Below are 20,294 nucleotides of genomic sequence, written 5' to 3' on the forward strand. Positions count from 1 at the left end.
TACGGGAAAACCCGTAGCCATTTGAGGTTTTTCTGGACAGCCCGATTTTACCGCCGCGGGCGGCTTGCCGGGGCCGTCAAACGCATTTAGCCTGACCCCGGCGTGGCGGCAAGGGGATTGCGACAAAGGGATGCGAATGAGCGAATTGGCCGACCAGAGTAACGCCGTGGACCCGCGCCTGCTGGAGGTGCTGGTCTGCCCGCTGACGAAGACCAATCTGCGCTATGACCGCGAGCGCCAGGAGCTGATCAGCGAGTCCGCCAAGCTGGCCTATCCGATCCGCGAGGGCGTGCCGATCATGCTGCCGGACGAGGCGCGCAAGCTGGAGGACTGACCAGGGGGCGGCAGCACAAAGGGAGACCGAATCAGGATCATCGGCGAGAACAAGGCCCGCCGCACCCCTAGGCCAGCTCCCCCTTCAGCAGCTTCGGCAGCTCGCCGGTCAGCCCGGCGGCCTCGCGCATGAAGAAGCCCTTCAGGCGGGGCATCCGGTCGACCATGCCGAGGCCGAGCTGGCGCACCATGCGCAGCGGGCCGGAATCGTTGGCGAACAGGCGGTTCAGCGCGGCGGCGGTCATCGCGGCGGAGGCGCTGTCGAAGCGGCGCCAGCGCTCGTAACGCTCCAAGACCGTCAGGTCGCCCGGATCGAGGCCGAGGCGGGCGCCGTCGACCAGCACTTCGGTCAGGGCGGCGGCGTCCTTCAGGCCGTGATTGAGGCCCTGTCCGGCGATCCAGTGCAGGCCGTGCGCGGCATCGCCCGCCAGCGCGATGCGCGGCTTCACGAAGCCCCGCGACAGCGTCATGCTCAGCGGGAAGGACGAGAGTTTCCCCACGATCGACAGCCGGCCGAGCCGCCCGCCCATGCGCTTTTCGATCTCGGCGAGTGCCCCGGCCTCGTCCAGCGCCAGGATGCGGCGCGCCACATCCGCCCGCTCGGTCCAGACCAGCGAGCAGCGGTTGTCGACCATCGGCAGGATGGCGAAGGGGCCGGAGGGCAGGAAATGCTGCACCGCGCGGCCGTCATGCGGCTTTTCATGCGCGATGGTGCCGACGATGGCGAGCTGGTCGGATTTCCATTCGACGATCTTGAATCCCGCCATCTTGCGCAGCGCCGAGCGCTGGCCGTCGGCGGCGACGATGAAATTGGCGATGAGCTTCCGGCCGCTGGCCAGGGTGACGGTGGCGCTCGCCTCCGCGATGTCGATGGCGGCGATGGTCTCCGGCGCCAGGATGGTGATGTCGGCGACGGTCTCGGCGGCGGCGTAGAGGGCGCGGCGCAGGATGGCGTTTTCCACGATGAACGCCGTCGCGCCGTCTTCTTCGGTCGCGGTGTCGAAATTCAAGAGCACCGAGCGGATGGGGATTTCCAGCTTGCTGTCGGTGATGTCGATGGCGGTGACGGCTTGCGCGTCGGCGGCGATCGCCTGCCAGACGCCGAGCGCTTCGAGCATGTGCTTGGCGGCGGCGGTCAGCGCCACCGAGCGGCCGTCGAAACCGCCCGCGCGCGCCTCGCTGACCGGCATCCGCTCGACGACGGCGATGCGGAAGGTGCCCGGCGCGGATTTGGCGAGGCCCAGCGCGAGCGCCAGCCCGACAAAGCTGCCTCCGCCGACGATCACGTCATATCTCTGGCTATCCATCGCGCCGTCTCCTTTTGGCCGGATGCACTAGAGCGGGATGAGGAAAAGTGGGCGGCTTTCCGCTCGTCATCCCGGCCTAATGTAAGAATAGATCACTGTTCATGATTTTGGATTGATACAATCCAAAATCATCGTGATCTATGGACCGCCGCGCCGACCGGGGAAAGCGCGCCGCTTGCCGCGTGGCCGCGCATTCAATTCCGCCTGGCGAACGGTGCCGGGCGCCCGGTTCCTTACCGCTTGACAGCGGGCGGACGGTCCGGCTCTCCTTTACGGTCAAAACCCTGAAGAATCTTGCAAAGCGGGCGGGAAAGCATGAATCCGGACGTGACCGGCCTCGTCTCGGTCCTCGACCTCGAACAGCTCGAGGTCAATCTGTTCCGCGGCTACAGCCCGCAGAACAACTGGAAGCGCGTGTTCGGCGGCCAGGTGGTCGGGCAGGCGATGGTGGCCGCCGCGCGCACGGTCGAGGACCGGCTGGCGCATTCGCTGCATTGCTATTTCCTGCTCGGCGGTGACCCGAAAGTGCCGATCATCTTCGAGGTCGACCGCATCCGCGACGGCTCCAGCTTCACGACCCGCAATGTCGTCGCCATCCAGCACGGCGCGGCGATTTTTTCCATGAGCGTCTCCTTCCACAAGCAGGAGACCGGCTTCTCGCATCAGATCAGGATGCCCGTGGTGCCGGGGCCGGACGAATTGCCGACCGAGGAAGAGATGAAGAATGCCGTGCCGCCGAACATGCGCGGCTTCTGGGAATTGCAGCGGCCGATCGAGCTGCGCCCCGTCAGCCTCGACCGCTACCTCTCGCCCGAGACCGCCGACCCGGAGCAGCGCATCTGGTTCCGCACCAAGGGCGCGCTGCCGGACGACAAGAAGCTGCATCAATGCGCGCTGGCCTATGCCTCGGACTTCACGCTGCTGAGCGCCGGGCTGGTGCCGCACGCCCGCCGGCCGTTCGACCCGGCGCTGATGATGGCGAGCCTCGACCACGCGGTCTGGTTCCACCGCGATTTCCGCGCCGATGAATGGCTGCTCTACGTCCAGGACAGCCCGTCCGCCGAGGGCGCGCGGGTGTTCTGCCGTGGCAGCATCTTCAGCCGCGACGGCGTGCTGGTCGCCTCGGTGGCGCAGGAGGGACTGGTGCGGGTGCGGCGGGATCAGGGCTAGCGTGGGAGCGGCTTGGAAGAGCCCATAATCAATTCGCAGCCGAGTTCCCTCTCCCATGGGAGAGGGCAAGGCGGCAAGGACCAGCACACGTCTTCCAACCAGACCGATCCCGGTTTAGTCGCCTTCCCTCAGGAGATCGATCTGCCTGCGATTTTGCAGGGTGCGCAGAACCGAGGCTTTGGCATCGTCGGAGTCGCCGGGCTGGACGGCCTGGCTGCGCGATCGCGCCACGCGCTCGCTCGTCGGCTTGTCGACGGGCGGAGCGCTCAGGGCGACCGTCACGCTATGCACGTCGAAGCGCGTCGCTTCGAATTTCGCCGAAGCCTGGGTCAGCCGGAAATCATGGGTCACCGGCCGCAGCGTGACGCTCGGGGTCACCGACCCGTCATAGCTCGTCGAGAAGGTCAATTTGTCGGTGAACGAATAGACGTCGCGCTTGCTGGTACCCGGATTGACGAAGACCGGGGAAAGCCCCGCGAGGCGAATGAAAGTTTCGACCACCTCGTTCATGCCGACCTCTCCCGTCACCGGGTATTTCCAGTTCTCCCTGCCCGGCTCGCATTTCAGGCTGGTATCGGAGAGCAATTCGTCGAAGCGTTCGGCGAGGTCGAAATCCCGCTTCGCCTGCCGCTTTTTTGTCTCCCCGCCGCCGACTCCGAGAGAGAAGCTGCCGTTTGAAAACGGGAAGTTGAATGATGTGCTCGCCTCGGTGCCATCGGATTCGAAAATGTCGAACTGGAACGTATAGCCGATCGCGGCGTCGCGCAGGCCCGGCTTGATGAGGCGCGAGACCCGCTCCGGCCTCAATGGGGCCGAGCCATGCTCGTCGTCACGCAGCTTGGCGAAATTGTCCGGGGTCAGCGCGAAGGTCTTGATCGCCTGCCGCGATTCGCAACGGATGCGCTGCACGATTTCGAAAGTATCGGATCGTGAAAAATCCTCCGGACGTGGATGAATGGCGCAGCCTGAAAATGCCACAGCGGCGCCCATGCCGATCAATACAGCGCAGCGCATGTCAACCTCGATGAAATTGCGTAGCCGGTATGGGACTTGAATGAATCTACATGCGTGAATGCAGCGACTGGGTCGCCCACGTCCTAATTAATTCAAATTTTACTTAAATACAGAGAATTGCCGCGAAGCTGACGCAGTAAGCGCCATTTGCAGTGAGACTGATGCATTTTGAACAATATCTTTGTGTCAAAACGCACTATTACTCGGCCATCGCTGTTCATTGCGAGCACATAGAAAGTGTGCTCGCCGCCAAGGCCAGATCATTTGCGAAGATGTCAGGATGCGCGGCACCGCCCTGGGCGATCTACTCCGCGACCGGCTCCAGATCCCGCTCCCTGCGGATATGGTTGATAAAGCGCCGGAACAGGTAATGGCTGTCCTGCGGACCCGGCGAGGCTTCCGGGTGGTATTGCACGGAAAACACCGGGCGGTCGGTCAGGCGCAGGCCGCAATTGGAGCCGTCGAACAGCGACACATGCGTCTCCTCGACACCGAGCGGGAAGCTGTCGCGGTCGACGGTAAAGCCATGATTCATCGAGGTGATTTCCACCTTGCCGGTGGTGAAGTCCTTGACCGGATGGTTGGCGCCGTGATGGCCCTGATGCATCTTGCGCGTCTTGGCGCCGAGCGCCAGCGCCAGCAATTGATGGCCGAGGCAAATCCCGAACACCGGTTTGCCCGAGCCGACGAGCTTGCGGATGGCGGGCACGGCGTAGTCGCTCATGGCAGCAGGATCGCCGGGGCCGTTCGAGAGGAAGACGCCGTCGGGATCCCGGGCCAGCACATCCTCGGCGGTGGCGGTCGCGGGCAGCACCGTGACCTTGCAGCCGGCGGTCGCGAGGCAGCGCAAAATGTTGCGCTTCATGCCGTAATCGATGGCGACGACGTGGAAGTCGGGCTTCTCCTGCCGGCCGTAGCCTTCGTCCCAGACCCAGGCGGTCTCGTCCCAGCTATAGCTCTGGCCGGCGGTGACGACCTTGGCGAGGTCCATCCCCTCGATGCCCGGCCAGGCGCGCGCCTCCGCCTTCAGCGCATCGATGTCGAAGTCGCCGGAGGGTTCATGGGCGATGACGGCGTTCGGCATGCCCTTCTCGCGGATGAGGCTGGTCAGGGCGCGGGTGTCGACGCCGCAAATGCCGATGATGCCGCGCGATTTCAGCCAGGCATCGAAATGCTGCATGGCGCGGTAATTGGACGGACCGGTGATGTTGGCGCGCAGCACGCAGCCGCGCACGCCCGAGGCCGCCGCGAGATTGGCGGTCTCCATATCGTCGGGATTGGCGCCGACATTGCCGATATGGGGGAAGGTGAAGGTGATGATCTGGCCGGCATAGGAGGGATCGGTCAGGATTTCCTCATAGCCCGTCATCGCCGTGTTGAAGCACAGCTCGCCGACCGCATGGCCGGTCGCGCCGAGGCCGAAGCCTTGCAGCACGGTGCCATCGGCAAGGATGAGCTTGGCGGTGAAGACCGGCTCCTTCCAACTGTCGCAAGGGGCGCGTCTCATGGGTGCAAAAACCGTATCGCTGAAGAGGGACAATGGGGCATCGCCCGAAACCTGACCTTGACCGGCGTCATCGCTCGACATCATGCCTCTTCCATGGGGCCGCGGGGTTGCGGGAGCGGCCCGGCTCAAGTCAGTCGCAACCTGGGCTCGCTTTAGCCAAGGCTGCCTTAACCGCCGATGAAGCGCGCAGCCAATTCGCGCGCGAGGCGGCATGATTTCGACCCGCGTCGGCGGGTTTCGTATTCGCGAAGCTTGCTGTGGGATCGTGGATCTTTCGGCGCAGCGAAAGTGGTGAGTTTTCTAGCCGGAGTCAATGCGTCGCGCAATATGACGCGTTTCTACGGTGGAGCAGGCGGCAGATCTTGAGATGCGGGCGGAAGTTCTATCTTCGAGCCCGGCATCGCGCCGGCCAGCCGCCACCGGCTCGCATTACGACGTATTCATCCTAAGACGTGAGGCGGGAGGCCCCGGCTTTGCAGCCGGGGTGGCGATTCGGCGCTAGCGCGTCGGCACCGGAACCTTGCCGCGATAGTCGTAGAAGCCGCGCTGGGTCTTGCGGCCGAGCCAGCCGGCCTCGACATATTTCACCAGCAGCGGGCAGGGCCGGTATTTCGAATCGGCCAGACCCTCGTAGAGCACCTGCATCACCGACAGGCAGGTATCCAGCCCGATGAAATCGGCGAGCTGCAAAGGCCCCATCGGATGGTTGGCGCCGAGGCGCATGGCGGTGTCGATGGCCTCGACATTGCCGACGCCTTCATAGAGCGTATAGACCGCCTCGTTAATCATCGGCAGCAAAATGCGGTTGACCATGAAGGCCGGGAAATCTTCCGAGACGGCGATGGTCTTGCCCAGACTAGAGACGAATTCCCGCGCGATGGCGAAGGTGGCTTCCTCCGTCGCGATGCCGCGGATCATCTCGACCAGATCCATCAGCGGCACCGGATTCATGAAATGCATGCCGATGAAGCGCTCGGGACGGTCGGTCGCGGCGGCAAGGCGCGTGATCGAGATCGAGGAGGTGTTGGTGGCGAGGATCGCCTCTGGCTTCAGATGCGGGCAGAGCGCCTGGAAGATGCGGCGCTTGACGTCCTCGTCCTCGGTGGCGGCCTCGATGACGAGGTCCATGTCGCCGAAATCCTCCAGCGATGGCGCATAGCGGATGCGGGCGAGCGCCTGGCTGCGCTCGTCCTCGGTCAGCTTTCCGCGCGAGATCTGGCGGGCCATGTGGCCGTTGATCGTGGCCATGGCGGCCGCGACGCGTTCTTCGGAGAGGTCGTTGATGGCGACATCATAGCCGGCGAGCGAGATCACATGGGCGATGCCGTTGCCCATCTGGCCGGCGCCGATGATGCCGATGGTCCGGATGCCTGCATTGGAGACGCCGGGACCGGAGGGCTGGCGGCTGGCGGTCGGGGGATGAGTTTCCATATTGGTCATATTCCGCCTCGAGGGGTTTATCCCGGCTTAAAGTCCCGCTTTCGTCAGTTCCGCCTCAAGCTCCGGCAGCGCCTGAAACAGGTCCGCGACGAGCCCGTAATCCGCGACCTGGAAGATCGGGGCCTCCTCGTCCTTGTTGATCGCGACGATGATTTTTGCATCCTTCATGCCGGCCAGATGCTGAATGGCGCCCGAAATGCCGACCGCGATATAGAGCTCGGGGGCGACGATCTTTCCGGTCTGGCCGACCTGGTAATCGTTGGGCACATAGCCGGCATCGACGGCGGCGCGGCTGGCGCCGATGGCGGCGCCGAGCTTGTCGGCGATCTTTTCGATCAGCTTGAAATTGTCGCCGGACTGCATGCCGCGACCGCCCGAGATGATGATGCGCGCGGCGGTCAGTTCGGGACGGTCGGATGAGGAGAGCTCGGCGCTTTCGAATTTGGACAGGCCGAGCGGCGCGGGCGCGGCGATGGTCTCGATGACCGCCGATCCGCCATCGGGCGCGGCGGCGAAGGCGGGCGCGCGCACGGTGATAACCAGTTTCAGGCCCTCAGGCGCCTCGACGGTCTGGATGGCATTGCCGGCATAGATCGGGCGGGCAAAGCGGCGCGGCCCATCGACGGCGATGATCTCGGAGATTTGGGGCACGTCGAGCTGAGCGGCGACGCGCGGCATGAAATTCTTGGTGGTGGTGGTCGCCGGGGCGAGCAGCACGTCGTAATTGGCCATCAGCGGGGTGACGAGTGCGGCGAATTCCTCGGCCAGATCCTCGCCGAGATGATCGGCCTCGGCGATCAGCACCTTGCGCACGCCGGCGAGCTTGGCCGCGCCCTCCGCTGCAGCGCCGCAATTCTTGCCGGCGACGAGGATGTCGATCTCACCGCCGATGGCTTTGGCGGCGGTCAGCGCCTTGGCCGTCGCGGGCGCGAGGGCGGATTGAATATGGTCGGCAAATAGCAGGATCGACATCAGATCACTCCCGCGTCGTGAAGTTTCGACACCAGTTCGGCGACGCTCGTGACCTTGACGCCGGCCTTGCGCGCGCCCGGCTCGGAGGTCTTCACGACTTTCAGCCGCGGCTCCAGATCGATGCCGAGGCTGGCGGGATCGATTTCAGCGAGAGGCTTGGACTTGGCCTTCATGATGTTCGGCAGCGAGGCGTAGCGCGGCTCGTTGAGGCGCAGGTCGGTGGTCAGCACGGCGGGCAGCTTCAGCGTCAGCGTCTGGAGGCCGCCATCGATCTCGCGGGTGATGCGCAGCGCGCCGTCGGCGGGGACGACTTTTGAGGCGAAGGTGCCCTGCGGCCAGCCCAGCAGGCCGGCCAGCATCTGCCCGGTCTGAGCGGCATCGTCGTCGATGGCCTGCTTGCCGAGGATGATGATGTCGGGCTTTTCCTGCTCTGCAACATGCTTCAGGATCTTGGCGACCGTCAGCGGCTCGACGGCGATGTCGGTCTTCACCAGGATGGCCCGGTCGGCGCCCATGGCGAGAGCGGTCCGCAATGTCTCCTGCGCCTTTTGCGGTCCGATGGAGACGGCGATGACTTCCTTGGCGGCGCCGGATTCGCGCAGCCGCAAAGCTTCCTCGATCGCGATTTCATCAAACGGATTCATCGACATCTTGACATTGGCCGTGTCGACGCCCGACCCGTCCGCTTTCAGCCGGATCTTGACGTTATAGTCGACGACTCGCTTGACCGGGACCAGGATCTTCATTCACCGCGCCTCCCCGCGCGCCCAAAAACGCATCATCCGGCCACGGTCGGTCGAACCCGGGCCGGGCCAGCGCTCTAGAGCTGGTTTCGCAACTGCGAAAGAAATTTGAGGCTAATGCGGCGCCTTCGGTTAGTCAATGCACACAGAAGGCGCAGCTGCCTAGAAAATCACGCCCGTTCCGCGCCGCGGCCGGACGGCGCCTCGCCCGGCTCGAGGCCGGTTGCGCGATTGAAGAGCTGCACGCCGGGCGCGCGCATGAACAGCACCAGCACCGCGCCGGCGATCAGCCCGCCAATATGCGCCCACCAGGCCGTGCCGCTGCCATCGTCGAAGATGACGCTGATGATTTGCAGCACGATCCAGAAGATCAGTGCAAACCCTGCGCTGACCCTCAGCGGAATGCGGAAGAAGGCCAGCACCCAGACCCTGACATTGGGGTGCAGCATCAGGTAGGCGGCGATCACCCCTGCGACCGCGCCGCTGGCGCCGATCATCGGGACGTCGGAATTGTTGCTGACCAGGGCGTGGGTCAAACCGGCGAAGATGCCGCAGATCAGATAGAAGAACAGGAAGCGGACATGCCCCATGGCGTCCTCGACATTGTCGCCGAACACCCAGAGGAAGATCATATTGCCGGCCAGATGCAGGATATTGCCGTGCAGGAACATATAGGTGAGAAGCGTCAGGCCCTCGGGGATCCTCAAGGCGCCCGCGACCGGATGGACGACGGGCTGATTGAGAAAGCCCTGATGCACCAGCTCGGCCGGGACGACCGCGAAGGCGACCAGCGCTTCAGTGCTGACCGGGTAGAGCAGGCCCATCTGCAGGAGGAAGTAAACCGCGCAATTGGCCAGGATCAGACCCAGCGTCACCCATTGAAAGCGAATCCGCCTTACGGGATTCATATCCCATAAAGGTACAAACATCGGCCTTCTCCCCAATCCCTAAATACCCTGTCCCTACCGATTTTTTCCAGGCTGCCAGAGGATGTCCCCCGCGCCTTTGCCATTGACGTAGCGGCTGGCGACGAAGAGCAGGTCGGACAGCCGGTTGATATATTTCAGCGCCGGCGCACCGACCGGCTCATCGGCGAGCGCGGCCAGTTCGACCATATGACGCTCGGCGCGGCGGCAGATGGTGCGCGCCATGTGCAGGGCAGCAGCCGCATGCGTGCCGCCCGGCAGCACGAAGGAGGTGAGCGGGCGCAATTCGGAATTCATGCGGTCGATTTCGGTTTCGAGCCATGTCACCTGGGCATCGGTCACGCGCAAGGGCTCATAAGGGAGCGGCTCGCCGCGGTCGGGCACGCAGAGATCGGCGCCGAGATCGAAGAGGTCGTTCTGGATGCGTTTCAGTGCGGCGTCAAGCGCCTGATCCTCGGGCGCGAGCGCGTGGCGGGCAAGGCCGATTGCGGCATTGGTCTCATCCACCGTGCCGTAAGCCGCAACGCGCACATGATATTTCGGCAGCCGCTTGCCGTCGCCGAGCCCCGTGGTGCCGTCGTCGCCGGTGCGGGTATAGATCTTCGTCAGAACAACCATGATGCGGCGGTCAGTCCATCAAATCGCCGCGTAGCCTACCACCGAAAGCCCAAACGGACACTCGCATTCGTGAGGCCCTGATTGGCGTCGCACAGTCCCGCATTCGACATGTGGTCAATGGTGGCGAGCAGGCGCAGGCGTTCGGTCAGCTCGAAGCCGACCGAGGCGGATTCGCGGAATTGGACGGGGCAGCCGAGGGAATCGCCGTCATATTCTGTCGTGATGCCGTCATGCGCCGCGCCGCCGAAGCTGCCTTCGATGAACAGCCAGTCGGTGAGGTGATAATCCCAGGTGAAGCCGCCATAGATCTGGTTCACGCCATTATCGAAACTGATGAGTGTGCCGAAATGCGGGCGCGGGCGCAGGAACACATCGATCCAGCGATTGCCGTAATTGCCGTCGAGCCGTGTGAACAGCATTTCGACATTGGCGGCATACTCCCCGGGGCGGCTGTCATTTTCGTCCTCGACATCCTCGAACACGAAGCCGAGGCGGAATTCATCGACGGTGGGACCGAAGCCGGATGGGCGAGGCGGCGGGGATTGGGCGGCGGCCGGAGCGCCGATCGCTAGCAGGCAAAGCGTGGCGAAAGCCGCGCGGTGGGCAGCATGGCGCATGGGGATTCTCGGTCTGGAATTCGGAAGACGCGCACGCATTGCCCCCACGGCAACTGCCCGCTCCGATCTCGCAGATCGATGACCCGGAAGTCAAATCAAGGATGATGCAAACACGGCGATTTATTCGGTATGCGGAATTAAGGCCACGCTTCCATAAAATTTTATCAGCGGTGGAAATAGATTGCGGCCATCGCGATGACGATGGCGATGAACTGCAGGATGATGCGCCAGCGCATCAGCCGCTGGCTGCGGCCAGGATTGCCGCCGCGCAGCATGTTCCAGAGGCCGAGCAGCAGCACGCCGCCCACGGCAAGCAGCAAGACCGGCAACAGCGCGCGAAAGAATTCGTCCATCCCTGTCGGTCTCCTGATCTTTTAGGCCCCGAGAGCCGCCGAAGGTAGACGCCGATATCGCCGGGCGAGGAAGACGGCCAGATGCCGCATGGGCGGGAAAGGAAGGCGCCCGTCAGGCGTTGCGGCCGGCGAGCAGCCAGTAGACGAAGCCGGCGGCGAATCCCGCCGTGGCGATGATGGTGAAATAGGGCGTGGCGTAGGTCGAGCTGCCCATCGCCTCGGGCCGGGTGGCGATCAGCGGCATGATGGCCGCGGCCGCGCCGCCCGCGAGCACGTAATAGAGCAAGGAGCGGATGCGCGCGACCTCACCCAGCACGGCCGCCGTGATCGCCGGAAGCAGCGTCAGCGCCGGGCCGATGGTGAAGAAGAAGGCGACCACGCCCAGCCATTCATTCAGCAGATGCGAGGTCTGGTCGGCGGCCTCGGGCGTGAAGGCGGTCGCTTCCTGCGCGGCCCAGCGGGCGCCGAGGAAGAACAGCGTGATGGCCCCGGCCATCGTCGCCACGATGAAGCCGAATGCGACAGCGAGGATACGGCGGAGTGCAGGCCAGATCATGAGGCAAGGCCACCGGCATTTGCGGGTAAGGGGGCGAGCGGCCCGCGCTGGCTGGCCCGGAGCTTTTGGCTTTCCGAGCGGAGCTGGCCGCAGGCGGCCATGATGTCCCGGCCGCGCGGCGTGCGGATCGGCGAGGCATAGCCGGCGCGGTTGACGACTTCGGCGAAGCGCTCGATGACGTCCCAGTCCGAGCACTCATAGGGCGAGCCCGGCCACGGGTTGAACGGGATCAGGTTGATCTTGGCCGGAATGCCGGAGAGCAGCCGCACCAGCTCCTTGGCCTCGGCGACGCTGTCGTTGATGCCCTTCAGCATCACATATTCGAAGGTGATGCGCTTGGCGTTGGCGAGCCCGGGATAGGCGCGGCAGGCGTCCAGCAGTTCGGCGATCGGATATTTGCGGTTGAGCGGCACCAGCACGTCGCGCAGCTCGTCGCGCACGGCATGCAGCGAGATGGCCAGCATGACGCCCATTTCCTCGCCTGCCCGCCCGATCATCGGCACCACGCCTGAAGTGGACAGCGTGACGCGGCGGCGCGAGACGGAGAGGCCGTCGCCATCGGTGGCGATCTCCATGGCGGCCTTGACGTTGTCGAAATTATAGAGCGGCTCACCCATGCCCATCAGCACGATGTTGGTGATCTTGCGCTCGCCCTCGGGCAGGCCGTGCGTCTCGGCGGGGAGCGGCGCGCCGGGCCATTCGCCCAGCCGGTCGCGCGCCAGCATGATCTGCCCGGCGATCTCGCCTGCGGTCAGATTGCGCACGAGACGCTGCGTGCCGGTATGACAGAAGGTGCAATTCAGCGTGCAGCCGACCTGGCTCGAAATGCAGAGCGTGCCACGGTCGGCTTCGGGAATATAGACGGTCTCGATTTCCGGCGGCTTCTCGCCCGGCCGCGACGGTTTCAGCCGCAGCAGCCATTTACGCGTGCCGTCACGAGAAATCTGCTCGGTGACGATCTCCGGCCGGTCCAGCTCGAAATGCTCGGCGAGCGTGGCGCGCAAACCCTTTGCGACATTGCTCATGGCGGCGAAGTCGGTGATGCCGTGGCCGTAGATCCAGCCCCAGAGCTGGGCGACGCGCATGCGTCGCTCCTTGGGGGCGATGCCGATCTGCCCGAGCGCCTCGGCAAGCTCGGTCCGCGTCAGCCCGATCAGCGGGCGCCGCGTTGCGGGCGCAATCCGGCCATCCGCCGCCAGCGGCAGCACAATCGTCTCCGGCCCGATCTCGAACGCGTCACTCATCATATATGCCTAAATGCGCCGTCAGGCGGTCAAGCTCAAGGGCAAGCCGTCTCGACATGGTTCAAGGCGGCGCTGAGGCCTTTTAGAGAATATTTGTCTTCCGTGGCCGTGCCGCGCGCGGACTGGCCCTTCACCTTCAGATCCTGGCCCTTGCGCATGGTCTCCAGGAGCTTACGCTCCTCGGCCGGATCGCGCATGAACGCCTTGTCGTCTTTGGGATAAAGCTGGAATTCCGTCGTGCCCACCGCGACCAGCGGCGTGCTTTCGGGCTTGAGCGTGTAGCCGAGCTTCACGCTCACTTCGTTTCTCACCCCATCCTTCTGCCAGGTGGTCAGATAGAGGAAGACGGAGCCGCGATTGACGCCCTTGGGCGTCATTTCCTTGGGAGCGGAGGCAGCGAAGCAAACCTTTTCATTATTTGCTTCATGAACGAACACCTGCCAGTCGTCGAAGGTCTTCAGCAGCTTTGCGTTTTGAGCAAGCGCAGGCGAGGCGGCGCTTATCAAGCCAGCAGCTAAGCAGGCAGAGGCCAGTCGCATTCTCTGAGGTCTCCGCGTTCTAGTCGTTGCAAGGGGTATCTATATCGATATGCACTCTGCTTGGCCAGTCGGCCAAGGGAAAATTACCAACTCTTCATACAGGCCGCCGCCGCGATGGCGGCGCCGTCAGCGGGCGGGGCGCGAATCGCCCCAGCGTTCGCACACGGTCATACATCACAATCGCCCCCGCCATGGCAACGTTGATGCAGAAATCCGTCGGGATACGGACAAGATGATCGCAGCGCGCGACCATCTCCGGCGACAGCGAGCCCATTTCGGGGCCGAGGATGTAGGCCGCCTTGACCGGATGGCGGAAGCTCGGCAGCTCTTCCGATTCGGCCATCAGCTCGATGCCGACCAGCCGGCAATCCTGCGGCAGCGCCATCTCGCCGATCGAGTCCCAATGGTAATAGGGCAGGTGGCTGCCGGATTTGGAAGTATCGGAGATGAAATCGAAGGCGTTCGGGTGCGCGCCGATGGTGAAGACGAAGCTGGCGCCGAAAGCATGGGCCGAGCGGATCAGATTGCCCAGGTTCAGCGGCTTGGAAATACGCTCCGCGCCGATGCCGAAATAGCCGCGTACGCGTTTGGTTTCGCTCGGGTTTATGGTCATGGCTCTGGCTCGCCGCCGGTTTTCCTGCGCTGGCGGCAAGAGATAGCGCGCGGGGGCGGCTGCGCGCAAGCGTGGCGGCTGCGGCGCGGCGGCGCAAAAAGCGGTGGCGGCCTTGCAGGAAGCTTGCGACGCAATAGGGAATGCCTTTATAAGGACCGCTGCACCCCGGATCGGCGGTATGGCTGACGGACGGCTCGACCGGCCCGCCAGCAGCGATTTGGGCGCATGGAGTGGTGGCCGAGCGGCTGAAGGCAACGGTTTGCTAAATCGTCATACGGGGAAACCCGTATCGGGGGTTCGAATCCCCCCCACTCCGCCAGATGCTGTTGCCAGCAACGTCTTCCTGAATGAAGAGCTCCCCAGCATACACGTCATGTCGGTAACAGACTGACGCTCATCAGGGGCAAGCCTGCGCCGGCCCGCTAAGGTTCGTCACGGCAATACGCAAAGGGCGCTGCCCGAGCCATGCAGGAGGACCAATGAGCGTGAACGAGGTTGATATTATCGTTGTGGACGTAAAAGCCGTCCACAGAGGGTTCCGAGTAAGCGGGCTTCTCGGCATTTCCGTGGAAAATGGCAAGGACGAGGAGATCGGCACGATTGACGATCTGATCGTCGATCGCGAGAGAGTCGGCCGCATCGCCTTCGCGGTGATCGAAGTCGGCGGCTTTCTTGGAATTGGCGGCCGTCTGGTTGCCATCGAATATGACAGCCTTCAGATCGAGCGGGGGGACGATGATTTCAGGGTCATCCTTCCTGGCGCGACGAAAGAAGCGCTCAAATCGCTCCCAGCTTTTGAGTATGCCAGCTAGCCCTGGCTGCTGCGGCGGCGCCCTGCGGGTCTTTGCCTGCGGGCGCCGCCGACTGAGCTTTACATCGGCAATGGGCGAATCGAACGCAATGCGGCAGAGCCGGGGCATGAACTCGGGCCGCTGAAGCTGCCGCACGGCACCTATCCAGCCGCAGATTGTCGCTGACCGATACAACAGCCTCGATGCCCAATATCGCCTGGACCTATCGGATGAGCGAGCTCCGGTCGCGGCTCGCCGTCGAACTTAACCGTGAGTTGCCCTATGAAGATCGAGGTAAAGCATCATCTGGACGCACCGCTGGCTGACATTTTCGAAACCATCGCCGATGTGCCGCGTTGGCCGGAACTGATCCGCTCGGTGTTGCGGACCGAGAAATTGACCAACGGGCCAGTCGGCCGGGGGACAGTCTTCCGTGAGACCCGCGTCATATTCAACCATATCTCCACCCACACGATGGAGGTCGTGGATTTCGATCGGCCCCATCGCTTGAGGGTTGCCGCCTGGAACCAAGACATCCACTACGAGCTCGATCACTTAATGGACCGAGTGTTCGGCGCCGATTCCCGAATTCTGCTGATCTTCCGGAGCTATCCGAGATCATCGGTCGGCCGGGCCGTCCACCCGTTCATGACGCCGATGATGGAGATCACGGTGAGAGATGAGCTGGAGCGCGACCTTGCGGATATCGTCGCTGGCGTGAAGGCCCGGGTTTAGCGGGACGAGGCGGCGGGTCACGAACGGATTTCCAACATTCCGTGCAAATTGTGCCCGCGGCGCGCTCAATCTGAAATATATCTCAAGCAATAGGCTGAGCCTCAGCAATGACAAACTGGCCGGTTCTCGCCTTTAGTGTTCGGTATCCTCCAGGATGTCCCGGTCGATGATCGTGACCTGCCTCGGCTGCGGCAGGGCGATCGCACCTCTCCGGGTCAACTCAGTCATGCAGCGGCACACCGTCTCCGATGAAATCCCGATGAAATCGGCGATATCGTAGCGCGAAATCGGCAAGGTCAGGGTGTTCGGTTTCTCCTGGCTCAGCCGCGCTGCAAACTCGAGCAGGAAGCCCGCCACCTTTTCGATCGCAGTGATCCGGCCGAGTATGAGCAGTTGACGCTCCAGGCGTGCGAGAGAATGAAGGACCATCTTCTGTATCTCGCGCCCGAATTGCGGATCGGCGGCGATCAGCTCTTCGATCCGGCGCCGCGTGTATCCCACGATGACGGTATCGTCGATCGCCGCTTCCAGAAAATATGTTTCCTCGATCCCGCCATCTAAACAGACGATGTCGCCGGGCAGCAGCAGGTTGACAATATGGCGGTGGCCGTCGGGCTGGATCGCAAATTTCCGCGCCAAGCCACTGGTGACAAAGAAAATGTGCCCTGTATGGGCGCTTGGCGAAGAGATCTGCTGACCTCGCCGCCCCTTCTTGGTGATCGCTGTGCTGTCGAATTTGTAGAGCGGTGAAGGAAGGCTTTGCCTGCAATCTTCGCCGGCGGGTCGCGTGGTCGGCAATCGGTATCCTGCATCCATTTGCGCCTCCTGACGCTCAACTTGCAAAAAACAACATTCTTTGCATCGAGCGAGTACAGGACACTGGCATCATACGTATAGCAATAATATATCGCAGAAGTTCTGTCGTAGATTTACGCAGTCTCGCCAGACGGCCGGCAAACCCCCGCAGCGCCAGATGGCGGCGGGCAGCGGCGGGCAGCCGCGCGCGCCTCCGTGACGGTCGTCAGCGCCCGCAGCGGCGAGGCGCGATAGCCTAAGCTCCAAATTTCAACGCTGGAGCCGATCATGAGGTATCGTCCGTTCGGGCCGACAGGATACGACGTTTCCATCATTGGCATGGGTACCTGGTATATCGACGCCGGGGACCGGCAAAATGCGATCGAGGCTATTCAATCGGGCCTCGATGCAGGCATGAATCATATCGACACCGCGGAGATGTATGGCGACGCGGAAATCCTCGTCGGCGAGGCAATCAGGAACCGGCGGGACGACGTCTTCCTGGTCTCGAAGGTATTACCGCAGCACGCGTCCCGCTCCGAGACGAAGCGGGCGTGTGAACGGTCGTTGCGCCGCATCGGCACGGATTGGCTGGATTGCTATTTGCTGCACTGGCGCGGTCCCGTCCCGCTCGAGGAAACGATTGCCGCATTCGTCGATCTGGAAAGCGAAGGCAAGATCCGCTCCTGGGGTATCAGCAATTTCGATACGGACGATCTGGAGGAAGCCTACGGCATCGCATCGGGGATCGGCGAGACGATCGCCTGCGATCAAGTCCTGTACCACTTGAAGGAGCGCGCCATTGAACATGCCGTGTTGCCCTGGTGCGCTCGGCATGGCGTGGCGGTCACCGCCTATAGCCCGTTCGGCCACGGCGATTTTCCGGATACGGACGATCCCGGTGGACGCGTTCTGCAAGAGATCGCAGACGCTTACGGCGCTACCCCGATGCAGGTTGCGCTGGCCTTTCTGGTCCGGCATCCCACGGTTTTCGCGATTCCGAAGGCGTCGACGCCGGCCCACGCGATCGAGAATGCCGCGGCTGGCGATTTGCTTCTGAGTGAGAATGACCTGGCGGTGATCGACCGCGCCTTCCCCAGGGGACCTCGGCCACGAACGCTGCCCATGATCTGACCGCCTTCTGTAAACCCCATTTCCAGTTTCATTCACGCTTTATTGTTCATATACACCGACCGACGGCATGACCCGGCCGTGTTGCGGTAGGATTCGCGCATGAATGCTGAGTTGAAGGGCGCCATGTACCGGCAGTTTCTGCCTGATCGAAACGACACGGCTCCGTTTCCGGAGGCCTTGACGCGGCGAGACACCGGTGCCGCAACCACGACGGCAGCCGCCCTGGCCCATGTTCCAACCCAGCCGCTGACCGCGATCACCAATCCACTGACGGCCGCGCGCCATCCGCTCGCGCAGCGCTTACCGCGCGAGATCCTCGACGAAGCCCGCGTGCAATCTCAGGGGGCCGGCGGCCTTGTCCGCCCGCTTCGTGATCGCCGGCAGCCGGCAGGCGGCGGGCGGCGACCTCATCGGTCCGGCGTCCGCCCCTTTTCCCGCCCAGGAGTGAATAATGTCTGCGCAATCGATGATCTATGTCGTGGACGACGAGCCAGCGGTCCGGTGGTCGCTGCAATGCCTGCTCGAGACTGCAAGGTATAACGTCCTGACCTTCGACTCGGGCGGGGCTTTCATCGAAGCGGTGCCACGCCTCGAAGCCGGCTGCGTTCTGCTGGACATGAGAATGCCCGACCTCAGCGGGCTGGACGTGCAGCATTGGCTCAATCAGAATTATATCGCGCTGCCTGTCATCATCATTAGCGGCCATGGTAATGTGCACACGGCGGTCGCCGCGATGAAGAGGGGCGCGACCGATTTCATTGAAAAGCCCGTCGACCGCCAGCGGCTGTTCGCCGCCATTGAAAACGCTCTGGCCGGCTCGGCCCGGCGCTCTGCCCCCGAGGAAGCCGCCGAGGCCGCAAGGCGCATCGTCAATCTCACGCCGCGCGAGCATGAGGTGCTGGAAGCGCTCGCCTCGGGCCATACAACCAAGATGATCGCCCATGAGCTGGGCATCAGCGTGCGCACGGTCGAGGCCCACCGGGGGCGGATGCTGGAGCGTCTCGGCACCAAGCGGCTGGCCCAGGCCGTTCGCTACGCCGTCCTCGCCAGCCTGGCATAGGCCATCATCCCTGACACCGTTTGAGACGGGCGGAGCGCGGCCGGCGCGCCGCAGCCTGCGCCCCCCGCGCCCTCGGTGCCTCCATCCGTCTTGCTGCTTCCAATGATGACCCAGGTGACAGCCGTCATGGTCGGGGGCGGCGCATCATGGTTCGATCCATCCCTGACCTTAGGCTCTTCTCATGTAAGGGCTGGGGTGAGGCGCGAGGTATTGTTCGTCGCGCTTGGAATGGTGGCTCCTTGCGATTGGGCAAGCATTCCCCGCGCCGCACGAGATGCTCGGCTCACATCATCAAAAGGAATAACCATCATGGCCATACGCAATCGCGCTGTCGTGTTCCAGGGCCCGAGGGAGCTCGAGCTCGTAGATTACCCCTATCCCGACATGGCCGACCCGAAAGGCCGCAAGATCAATCACGCGGCGATCGTCAAGCTTGTCGCGACGAATATTTGCGGGAGCGATCAGCATATTTATCGCGGGCGCTTCCCGGCCCCGTCCGGGATGAGGCTCGGCCACGAGAACACCGGAGAGGTGGTCGAGGTCGGGCCAGCCGTCGAATTCATCAAGACAGGCGATCTCGTTACCATCCCCTTCAATGTCTCTTGCGGAAAATGCCGAAACTGCAAGGAGCGCCATACCGATACGTGCATGAACGCCAACGACGAGGTGGACTGCGCGGCCTACGGCTTCAATCTCGGCGGCTGGGATGGCGGTCAGGCGGAATATATGCTCGTCCCGTGGGCCGACTGGAACCTGCTCAGGTTCCCCGACAAGGACCAGGCCATGGAGAGGATCAAGGACCTGACGCTTCTGTCGGATATTCTGCCGACCGGGTTCCATGGCTGCGTGACCGCGGGCGTGCAGCCCGGCATGACCGTCTACATCGCAGGGGCCGGTCCCGTGGGCCGGTGCGCCGTTGCATCCGCCCATCTGCTCGGAGCCTCGGCAATCATTTGCGGTGATAACAATAAGGAGCGCCTGGCTCTCGTCAAAAACGCGGGCTACGAGACCGTAGACATCTCCAGCTCGACGCCGGTCGCCGACCAGATCGAGCAGATCACCGGCAGGCGCGAGGTCGATTGCGGCGTCGATGCGGTGGGCTTCGAATGCCACGGCAACGGCCCCGGCGCGGAGGAGGATCCGACTGCTGTGATCAACACGCTGTTCGAGGTGGTCCGCGCCAATGGGGCGATGGGCATTCCCGGTATCTACACGGCCGGCGATCCGCAGGCCAGGAACGAGGACGAAAAGCAGGGGCGGTACAGCCTCGGCTTCGGCAAGGCGTGGATCAAGTCTCCGCATATCACGGCGGGCCAGTGCCCGGTCATGCACTATCACCGCGAACTCATGGAGGCGATTCTGTGGGACCGCATGCCCTATCTGGGCAAGCTGTTGAACGTGCAGGTCATCGGACTCGAGGACGCAATCGAGGCCTACCGAATCTTCGACGCGGGCTCGCCCAAGAAATTCGTCATCGATCCCCACGGAACGACAAAGATGGCGACTCGCCTCTCCTGAGCGGCTGAACAGAGGGCGCGGACCGTGCAACGCGCCGATGCGATTGCGCGCCGACTGCATGAGTGTGCGGTCGGCGCGCGCGTTGCCGCTCGTGTTCTTGCGGTCTCCGGGAAGCAAATTTCCGCCCTCGGGCGCTGATGAGTGTCAGGGCCGGGAGGCCAAAAACAGTTCGAACTGACGCCCATAGTTACAGTTCGCCCCAATCGGCGGTTCAAAGCGGAGTATGTGTACGATGGCGAAGGCGATAGGCATTGACCTCGGTACCACGAATTCCTGCGTCGCGCTGATGGACGGCAAGACGCCGAAAGT

At 63.3% G+C, this 20,294-nt stretch carries 22 protein-coding genes and 1 tRNA gene; 8 read left to right on the forward strand and 15 right to left on the reverse strand.

Going from position 1 to position 20,294, the window contains the following annotated elements; genetic code table 11:
• Window positions 1-136: 136 nt before the first annotated feature.
• A complete protein-coding gene (locus tag BLEFHOIH_RS01665) occupies window positions 137-334 on the forward strand; it encodes a Trm112 family protein (protein WP_088342770.1) in 198 nt (65 codons plus the stop codon).
• A 67-nt stretch (window positions 335-401) separates the two neighbouring features.
• Here BLEFHOIH_RS01665 and BLEFHOIH_RS01670 read toward each other — a convergent pair whose 3' ends face one another.
• Window positions 402-1,640 (reverse strand): FAD-dependent monooxygenase, encoded by a 1,239-nt coding sequence (locus BLEFHOIH_RS01670; RefSeq protein ID WP_088342771.1) that lies wholly within the window; start codon window positions 1,638-1,640, stop codon window positions 402-404.
• 315 nt (window positions 1,641-1,955) lie between these two features.
• On the opposite strand from BLEFHOIH_RS01670, the gene tesB reads away from it, so the two are divergent.
• Complete coding sequence (gene tesB, locus BLEFHOIH_RS01675; protein ID WP_088342772.1) at window positions 1,956-2,810, forward strand: acyl-CoA thioesterase II; 855 nt, start codon at window positions 1,956-1,958, stop codon at window positions 2,808-2,810.
• Between the two features lie 114 nt (window positions 2,811-2,924).
• Here tesB and BLEFHOIH_RS01680 read toward each other — a convergent pair whose 3' ends face one another.
• The 13 genes from BLEFHOIH_RS01680 to BLEFHOIH_RS01740 form a co-directional block, all read right to left on the reverse strand.
• On the reverse strand, window positions 2,925-3,824 hold the full coding sequence (locus BLEFHOIH_RS01680) for a hypothetical protein (protein WP_125461540.1): 900 nt from the start codon (window positions 3,822-3,824) through the stop codon (window positions 2,925-2,927).
• A 304-nt stretch (window positions 3,825-4,128) separates the two neighbouring features.
• Window positions 4,129-5,331 carry a glutamine-hydrolyzing carbamoyl-phosphate synthase small subunit gene (gene carA / locus BLEFHOIH_RS01685; RefSeq protein ID WP_088342774.1) on the reverse strand — a complete coding sequence of 401 codons (1,203 nt, stop codon included), beginning with the start codon at window positions 5,329-5,331 and terminating at the stop codon, window positions 4,129-4,131.
• A gap of 498 nt (window positions 5,332-5,829) precedes the next feature.
• Entirely contained in the window at window positions 5,830-6,762 is a 933-nt protein-coding gene (locus BLEFHOIH_RS01690) for a 3-hydroxybutyryl-CoA dehydrogenase (RefSeq protein ID WP_088342791.1), read from the reverse strand.
• Window positions 6,763-6,798: 36 nt separating this feature from the next.
• A complete protein-coding gene (locus BLEFHOIH_RS01695) occupies window positions 6,799-7,743 on the reverse strand; it encodes an electron transfer flavoprotein subunit alpha/FixB family protein (RefSeq protein ID WP_088342775.1) in 945 nt (314 codons plus the stop codon).
• On the reverse strand, window positions 7,743-8,489 hold the full coding sequence (locus tag BLEFHOIH_RS01700; protein ID WP_088342776.1) for an electron transfer flavoprotein subunit beta/FixA family protein: 747 nt from the start codon (window positions 8,487-8,489) through the stop codon (window positions 7,743-7,745). Before BLEFHOIH_RS01700 ends, BLEFHOIH_RS01695 begins: the two co-directional genes overlap by 1 nt.
• 167 nt (window positions 8,490-8,656) lie before the next feature.
• Complete coding sequence (locus tag BLEFHOIH_RS01705) at window positions 8,657-9,415, reverse strand: rhomboid family intramembrane serine protease (protein ID WP_088342777.1); 759 nt, start codon at window positions 9,413-9,415, stop codon at window positions 8,657-8,659.
• A 33-nt stretch (window positions 9,416-9,448) separates the two neighbouring features.
• Entirely contained in the window at window positions 9,449-10,030 is a 582-nt protein-coding gene (locus BLEFHOIH_RS01710; RefSeq protein WP_088342778.1) for a cob(I)yrinic acid a,c-diamide adenosyltransferase, read from the reverse strand.
• A gap of 35 nt (window positions 10,031-10,065) precedes the next feature.
• Window positions 10,066-10,647 carry an acyloxyacyl hydrolase gene (locus BLEFHOIH_RS01715; RefSeq protein WP_170936939.1) on the reverse strand — a complete coding sequence of 194 codons (582 nt, stop codon included), beginning with the start codon at window positions 10,645-10,647 and terminating at the stop codon, window positions 10,066-10,068.
• 164 nt (window positions 10,648-10,811) lie between these two features.
• Window positions 10,812-11,000, reverse strand: coding sequence for a twin transmembrane helix small protein (locus BLEFHOIH_RS01720; protein ID WP_088342780.1), 189 nt, complete (start codon window positions 10,998-11,000; stop codon window positions 10,812-10,814).
• A gap of 112 nt (window positions 11,001-11,112) precedes the next feature.
• Window positions 11,113-11,556 carry a hypothetical protein gene (locus BLEFHOIH_RS01725; protein ID WP_088342781.1) on the reverse strand — a complete coding sequence of 148 codons (444 nt, stop codon included), beginning with the start codon at window positions 11,554-11,556 and terminating at the stop codon, window positions 11,113-11,115.
• Entirely contained in the window at window positions 11,553-12,800 is a 1,248-nt protein-coding gene (gene rlmN, locus BLEFHOIH_RS01730) for a 23S rRNA (adenine(2503)-C(2))-methyltransferase RlmN (RefSeq protein ID WP_088342792.1), read from the reverse strand. The genes BLEFHOIH_RS01725 and rlmN overlap by 4 nt, the downstream gene beginning before the upstream one ends.
• Before the next feature lie 35 nt (window positions 12,801-12,835).
• The gene (locus BLEFHOIH_RS01735) at window positions 12,836-13,339 is read right to left on the reverse strand and encodes an invasion associated locus B family protein (protein ID WP_125461541.1); all 504 of its coding nucleotides are present in this window, start codon (window positions 13,337-13,339) and stop codon (window positions 12,836-12,838) included.
• Window positions 13,340-13,433: 94 nt separating this feature from the next.
• A complete protein-coding gene (locus BLEFHOIH_RS01740; protein ID WP_088342783.1) occupies window positions 13,434-13,952 on the reverse strand; it encodes an RNA methyltransferase in 519 nt (172 codons plus the stop codon).
• A 227-nt stretch (window positions 13,953-14,179) separates the two neighbouring features.
• Between BLEFHOIH_RS01740 and BLEFHOIH_RS01745 the strand changes: the two genes are divergently transcribed.
• The 3 genes from BLEFHOIH_RS01745 (at window position 14,180) to BLEFHOIH_RS01755 (ending at window position 15,478) form a co-directional block, all read left to right on the forward strand.
• Window positions 14,180-14,271 (forward strand) — tRNA-Ser (locus tag BLEFHOIH_RS01745).
• Window positions 14,272-14,431: 160 nt separating this feature from the next.
• Window positions 14,432-14,764: a PRC-barrel domain-containing protein gene (locus BLEFHOIH_RS01750; RefSeq protein ID WP_088342784.1), complete on the forward strand. Its 333-nt coding sequence runs from the start codon at window positions 14,432-14,434 to the stop codon at window positions 14,762-14,764.
• A gap of 261 nt (window positions 14,765-15,025) precedes the next feature.
• Window positions 15,026-15,478, forward strand: coding sequence for an SRPBCC family protein (locus BLEFHOIH_RS01755; RefSeq protein WP_088342785.1), 453 nt, complete (start codon window positions 15,026-15,028; stop codon window positions 15,476-15,478).
• 132 nt (window positions 15,479-15,610) lie between these two features.
• Here the strand turns inward: BLEFHOIH_RS01755 and BLEFHOIH_RS01760 are convergent, their stop codons facing one another.
• A complete protein-coding gene (locus BLEFHOIH_RS01760) occupies window positions 15,611-16,294 on the reverse strand; it encodes a helix-turn-helix domain-containing protein (RefSeq protein ID WP_088342786.1) in 684 nt (227 codons plus the stop codon).
• A gap of 267 nt (window positions 16,295-16,561) precedes the next feature.
• Between BLEFHOIH_RS01760 and BLEFHOIH_RS01765 the strand changes: the two genes are divergently transcribed.
• The 3 genes from BLEFHOIH_RS01765 to BLEFHOIH_RS01775 all read left to right on the forward strand — a co-directional run bounded on the left by BLEFHOIH_RS01765 (window position 16,562) and on the right by BLEFHOIH_RS01775 (window position 19,985).
• The gene (locus tag BLEFHOIH_RS01765; RefSeq protein ID WP_088342787.1) at window positions 16,562-17,407 is read left to right on the forward strand and encodes an aldo/keto reductase; all 846 of its coding nucleotides are present in this window, start codon (window positions 16,562-16,564) and stop codon (window positions 17,405-17,407) included.
• 451 nt (window positions 17,408-17,858) lie between these two features.
• Window positions 17,859-18,467, forward strand: coding sequence for a response regulator (locus tag BLEFHOIH_RS01770; protein ID WP_088342788.1), 609 nt, complete (start codon window positions 17,859-17,861; stop codon window positions 18,465-18,467).
• A 309-nt stretch (window positions 18,468-18,776) separates the two neighbouring features.
• Entirely contained in the window at window positions 18,777-19,985 is a 1,209-nt protein-coding gene (locus BLEFHOIH_RS01775) for an alcohol dehydrogenase catalytic domain-containing protein (RefSeq protein WP_088342789.1), read from the forward strand.
• The last annotated feature ends 309 nt before the right edge of the window (window positions 19,986-20,294 follow it).

The organism is Rhodomicrobium sp. R_RK_3 (assembly GCF_002198715.1).
Lineage (GTDB): Bacteria > Pseudomonadota > Alphaproteobacteria > Rhizobiales > Rhodomicrobiaceae > R-RK-3.

Excerpts from the sequence above, each read along its gene's own strand:
- BLEFHOIH_RS01735 (WP_125461541.1), bottom strand. The coding sequence starts at position 13,339 with ATGCGACTGGCCTCTGCCTGCTTAGCTGCTGGCTTGATAAGCGCCGCC.
- rlmN (WP_088342792.1), bottom strand. The coding sequence starts at position 12,800 with ATGAGTGACGCGTTCGAGATCGGGCCGGAGACGATTGTGCTGCCGCTG.
- BLEFHOIH_RS01695 (WP_088342775.1), bottom strand. The coding sequence starts at position 7,743 with ATGTCGATCCTGCTATTTGCCGACCATATTCAATCCGCCCTCGCGCCC.
- carA (WP_088342774.1), bottom strand. The coding sequence starts at position 5,331 with ATGAGACGCGCCCCTTGCGACAGTTGGAAGGAGCCGGTCTTCACCGCC.
- tesB (WP_088342772.1), top strand. The coding sequence starts at position 1,956 with ATGAATCCGGACGTGACCGGCCTCGTCTCGGTCCTCGACCTCGAACAG.
- BLEFHOIH_RS01680 (WP_125461540.1), bottom strand. The coding sequence starts at position 3,824 with ATGCGCTGCGCTGTATTGATCGGCATGGGCGCCGCTGTGGCATTTTCA.
- BLEFHOIH_RS01710 (WP_088342778.1), bottom strand. The coding sequence starts at position 10,030 with ATGGTTGTTCTGACGAAGATCTATACCCGCACCGGCGACGACGGCACC.
- BLEFHOIH_RS01775 (WP_088342789.1), top strand. The coding sequence starts at position 18,777 with ATGGCCATACGCAATCGCGCTGTCGTGTTCCAGGGCCCGAGGGAGCTC.
- BLEFHOIH_RS01720 (WP_088342780.1), bottom strand. The coding sequence starts at position 11,000 with ATGGACGAATTCTTTCGCGCGCTGTTGCCGGTCTTGCTGCTTGCCGTG.
- BLEFHOIH_RS01765 (WP_088342787.1), top strand. The coding sequence starts at position 16,562 with ATGAGGTATCGTCCGTTCGGGCCGACAGGATACGACGTTTCCATCATT.
- BLEFHOIH_RS01755 (WP_088342785.1), top strand. The coding sequence starts at position 15,026 with ATGAAGATCGAGGTAAAGCATCATCTGGACGCACCGCTGGCTGACATT.
- BLEFHOIH_RS01665 (WP_088342770.1), top strand. The coding sequence starts at position 137 with ATGAGCGAATTGGCCGACCAGAGTAACGCCGTGGACCCGCGCCTGCTG.
- BLEFHOIH_RS01750 (WP_088342784.1), top strand. The coding sequence starts at position 14,432 with ATGAGCGTGAACGAGGTTGATATTATCGTTGTGGACGTAAAAGCCGTC.
- BLEFHOIH_RS01690 (WP_088342791.1), bottom strand. The coding sequence starts at position 6,762 with ATGGAAACTCATCCCCCGACCGCCAGCCGCCAGCCCTCCGGTCCCGGC.
- BLEFHOIH_RS01770 (WP_088342788.1), top strand. The coding sequence starts at position 17,859 with ATGTCTGCGCAATCGATGATCTATGTCGTGGACGACGAGCCAGCGGTC.
- BLEFHOIH_RS01715 (WP_170936939.1), bottom strand. The coding sequence starts at position 10,647 with ATGCGCCATGCTGCCCACCGCGCGGCTTTCGCCACGCTTTGCCTGCTA.
- BLEFHOIH_RS01760 (WP_088342786.1), bottom strand. The coding sequence starts at position 16,294 with ATGGATGCAGGATACCGATTGCCGACCACGCGACCCGCCGGCGAAGAT.
- BLEFHOIH_RS01740 (WP_088342783.1), bottom strand. The coding sequence starts at position 13,952 with ATGACCATAAACCCGAGCGAAACCAAACGCGTACGCGGCTATTTCGGC.
- BLEFHOIH_RS01705 (WP_088342777.1), bottom strand. The coding sequence starts at position 9,415 with ATGTTTGTACCTTTATGGGATATGAATCCCGTAAGGCGGATTCGCTTT.
- BLEFHOIH_RS01725 (WP_088342781.1), bottom strand. The coding sequence starts at position 11,556 with ATGATCTGGCCTGCACTCCGCCGTATCCTCGCTGTCGCATTCGGCTTC.
- BLEFHOIH_RS01670 (WP_088342771.1), bottom strand. The coding sequence starts at position 1,640 with ATGGATAGCCAGAGATATGACGTGATCGTCGGCGGAGGCAGCTTTGTC.
- BLEFHOIH_RS01700 (WP_088342776.1), bottom strand. The coding sequence starts at position 8,489 with ATGAAGATCCTGGTCCCGGTCAAGCGAGTCGTCGACTATAACGTCAAG.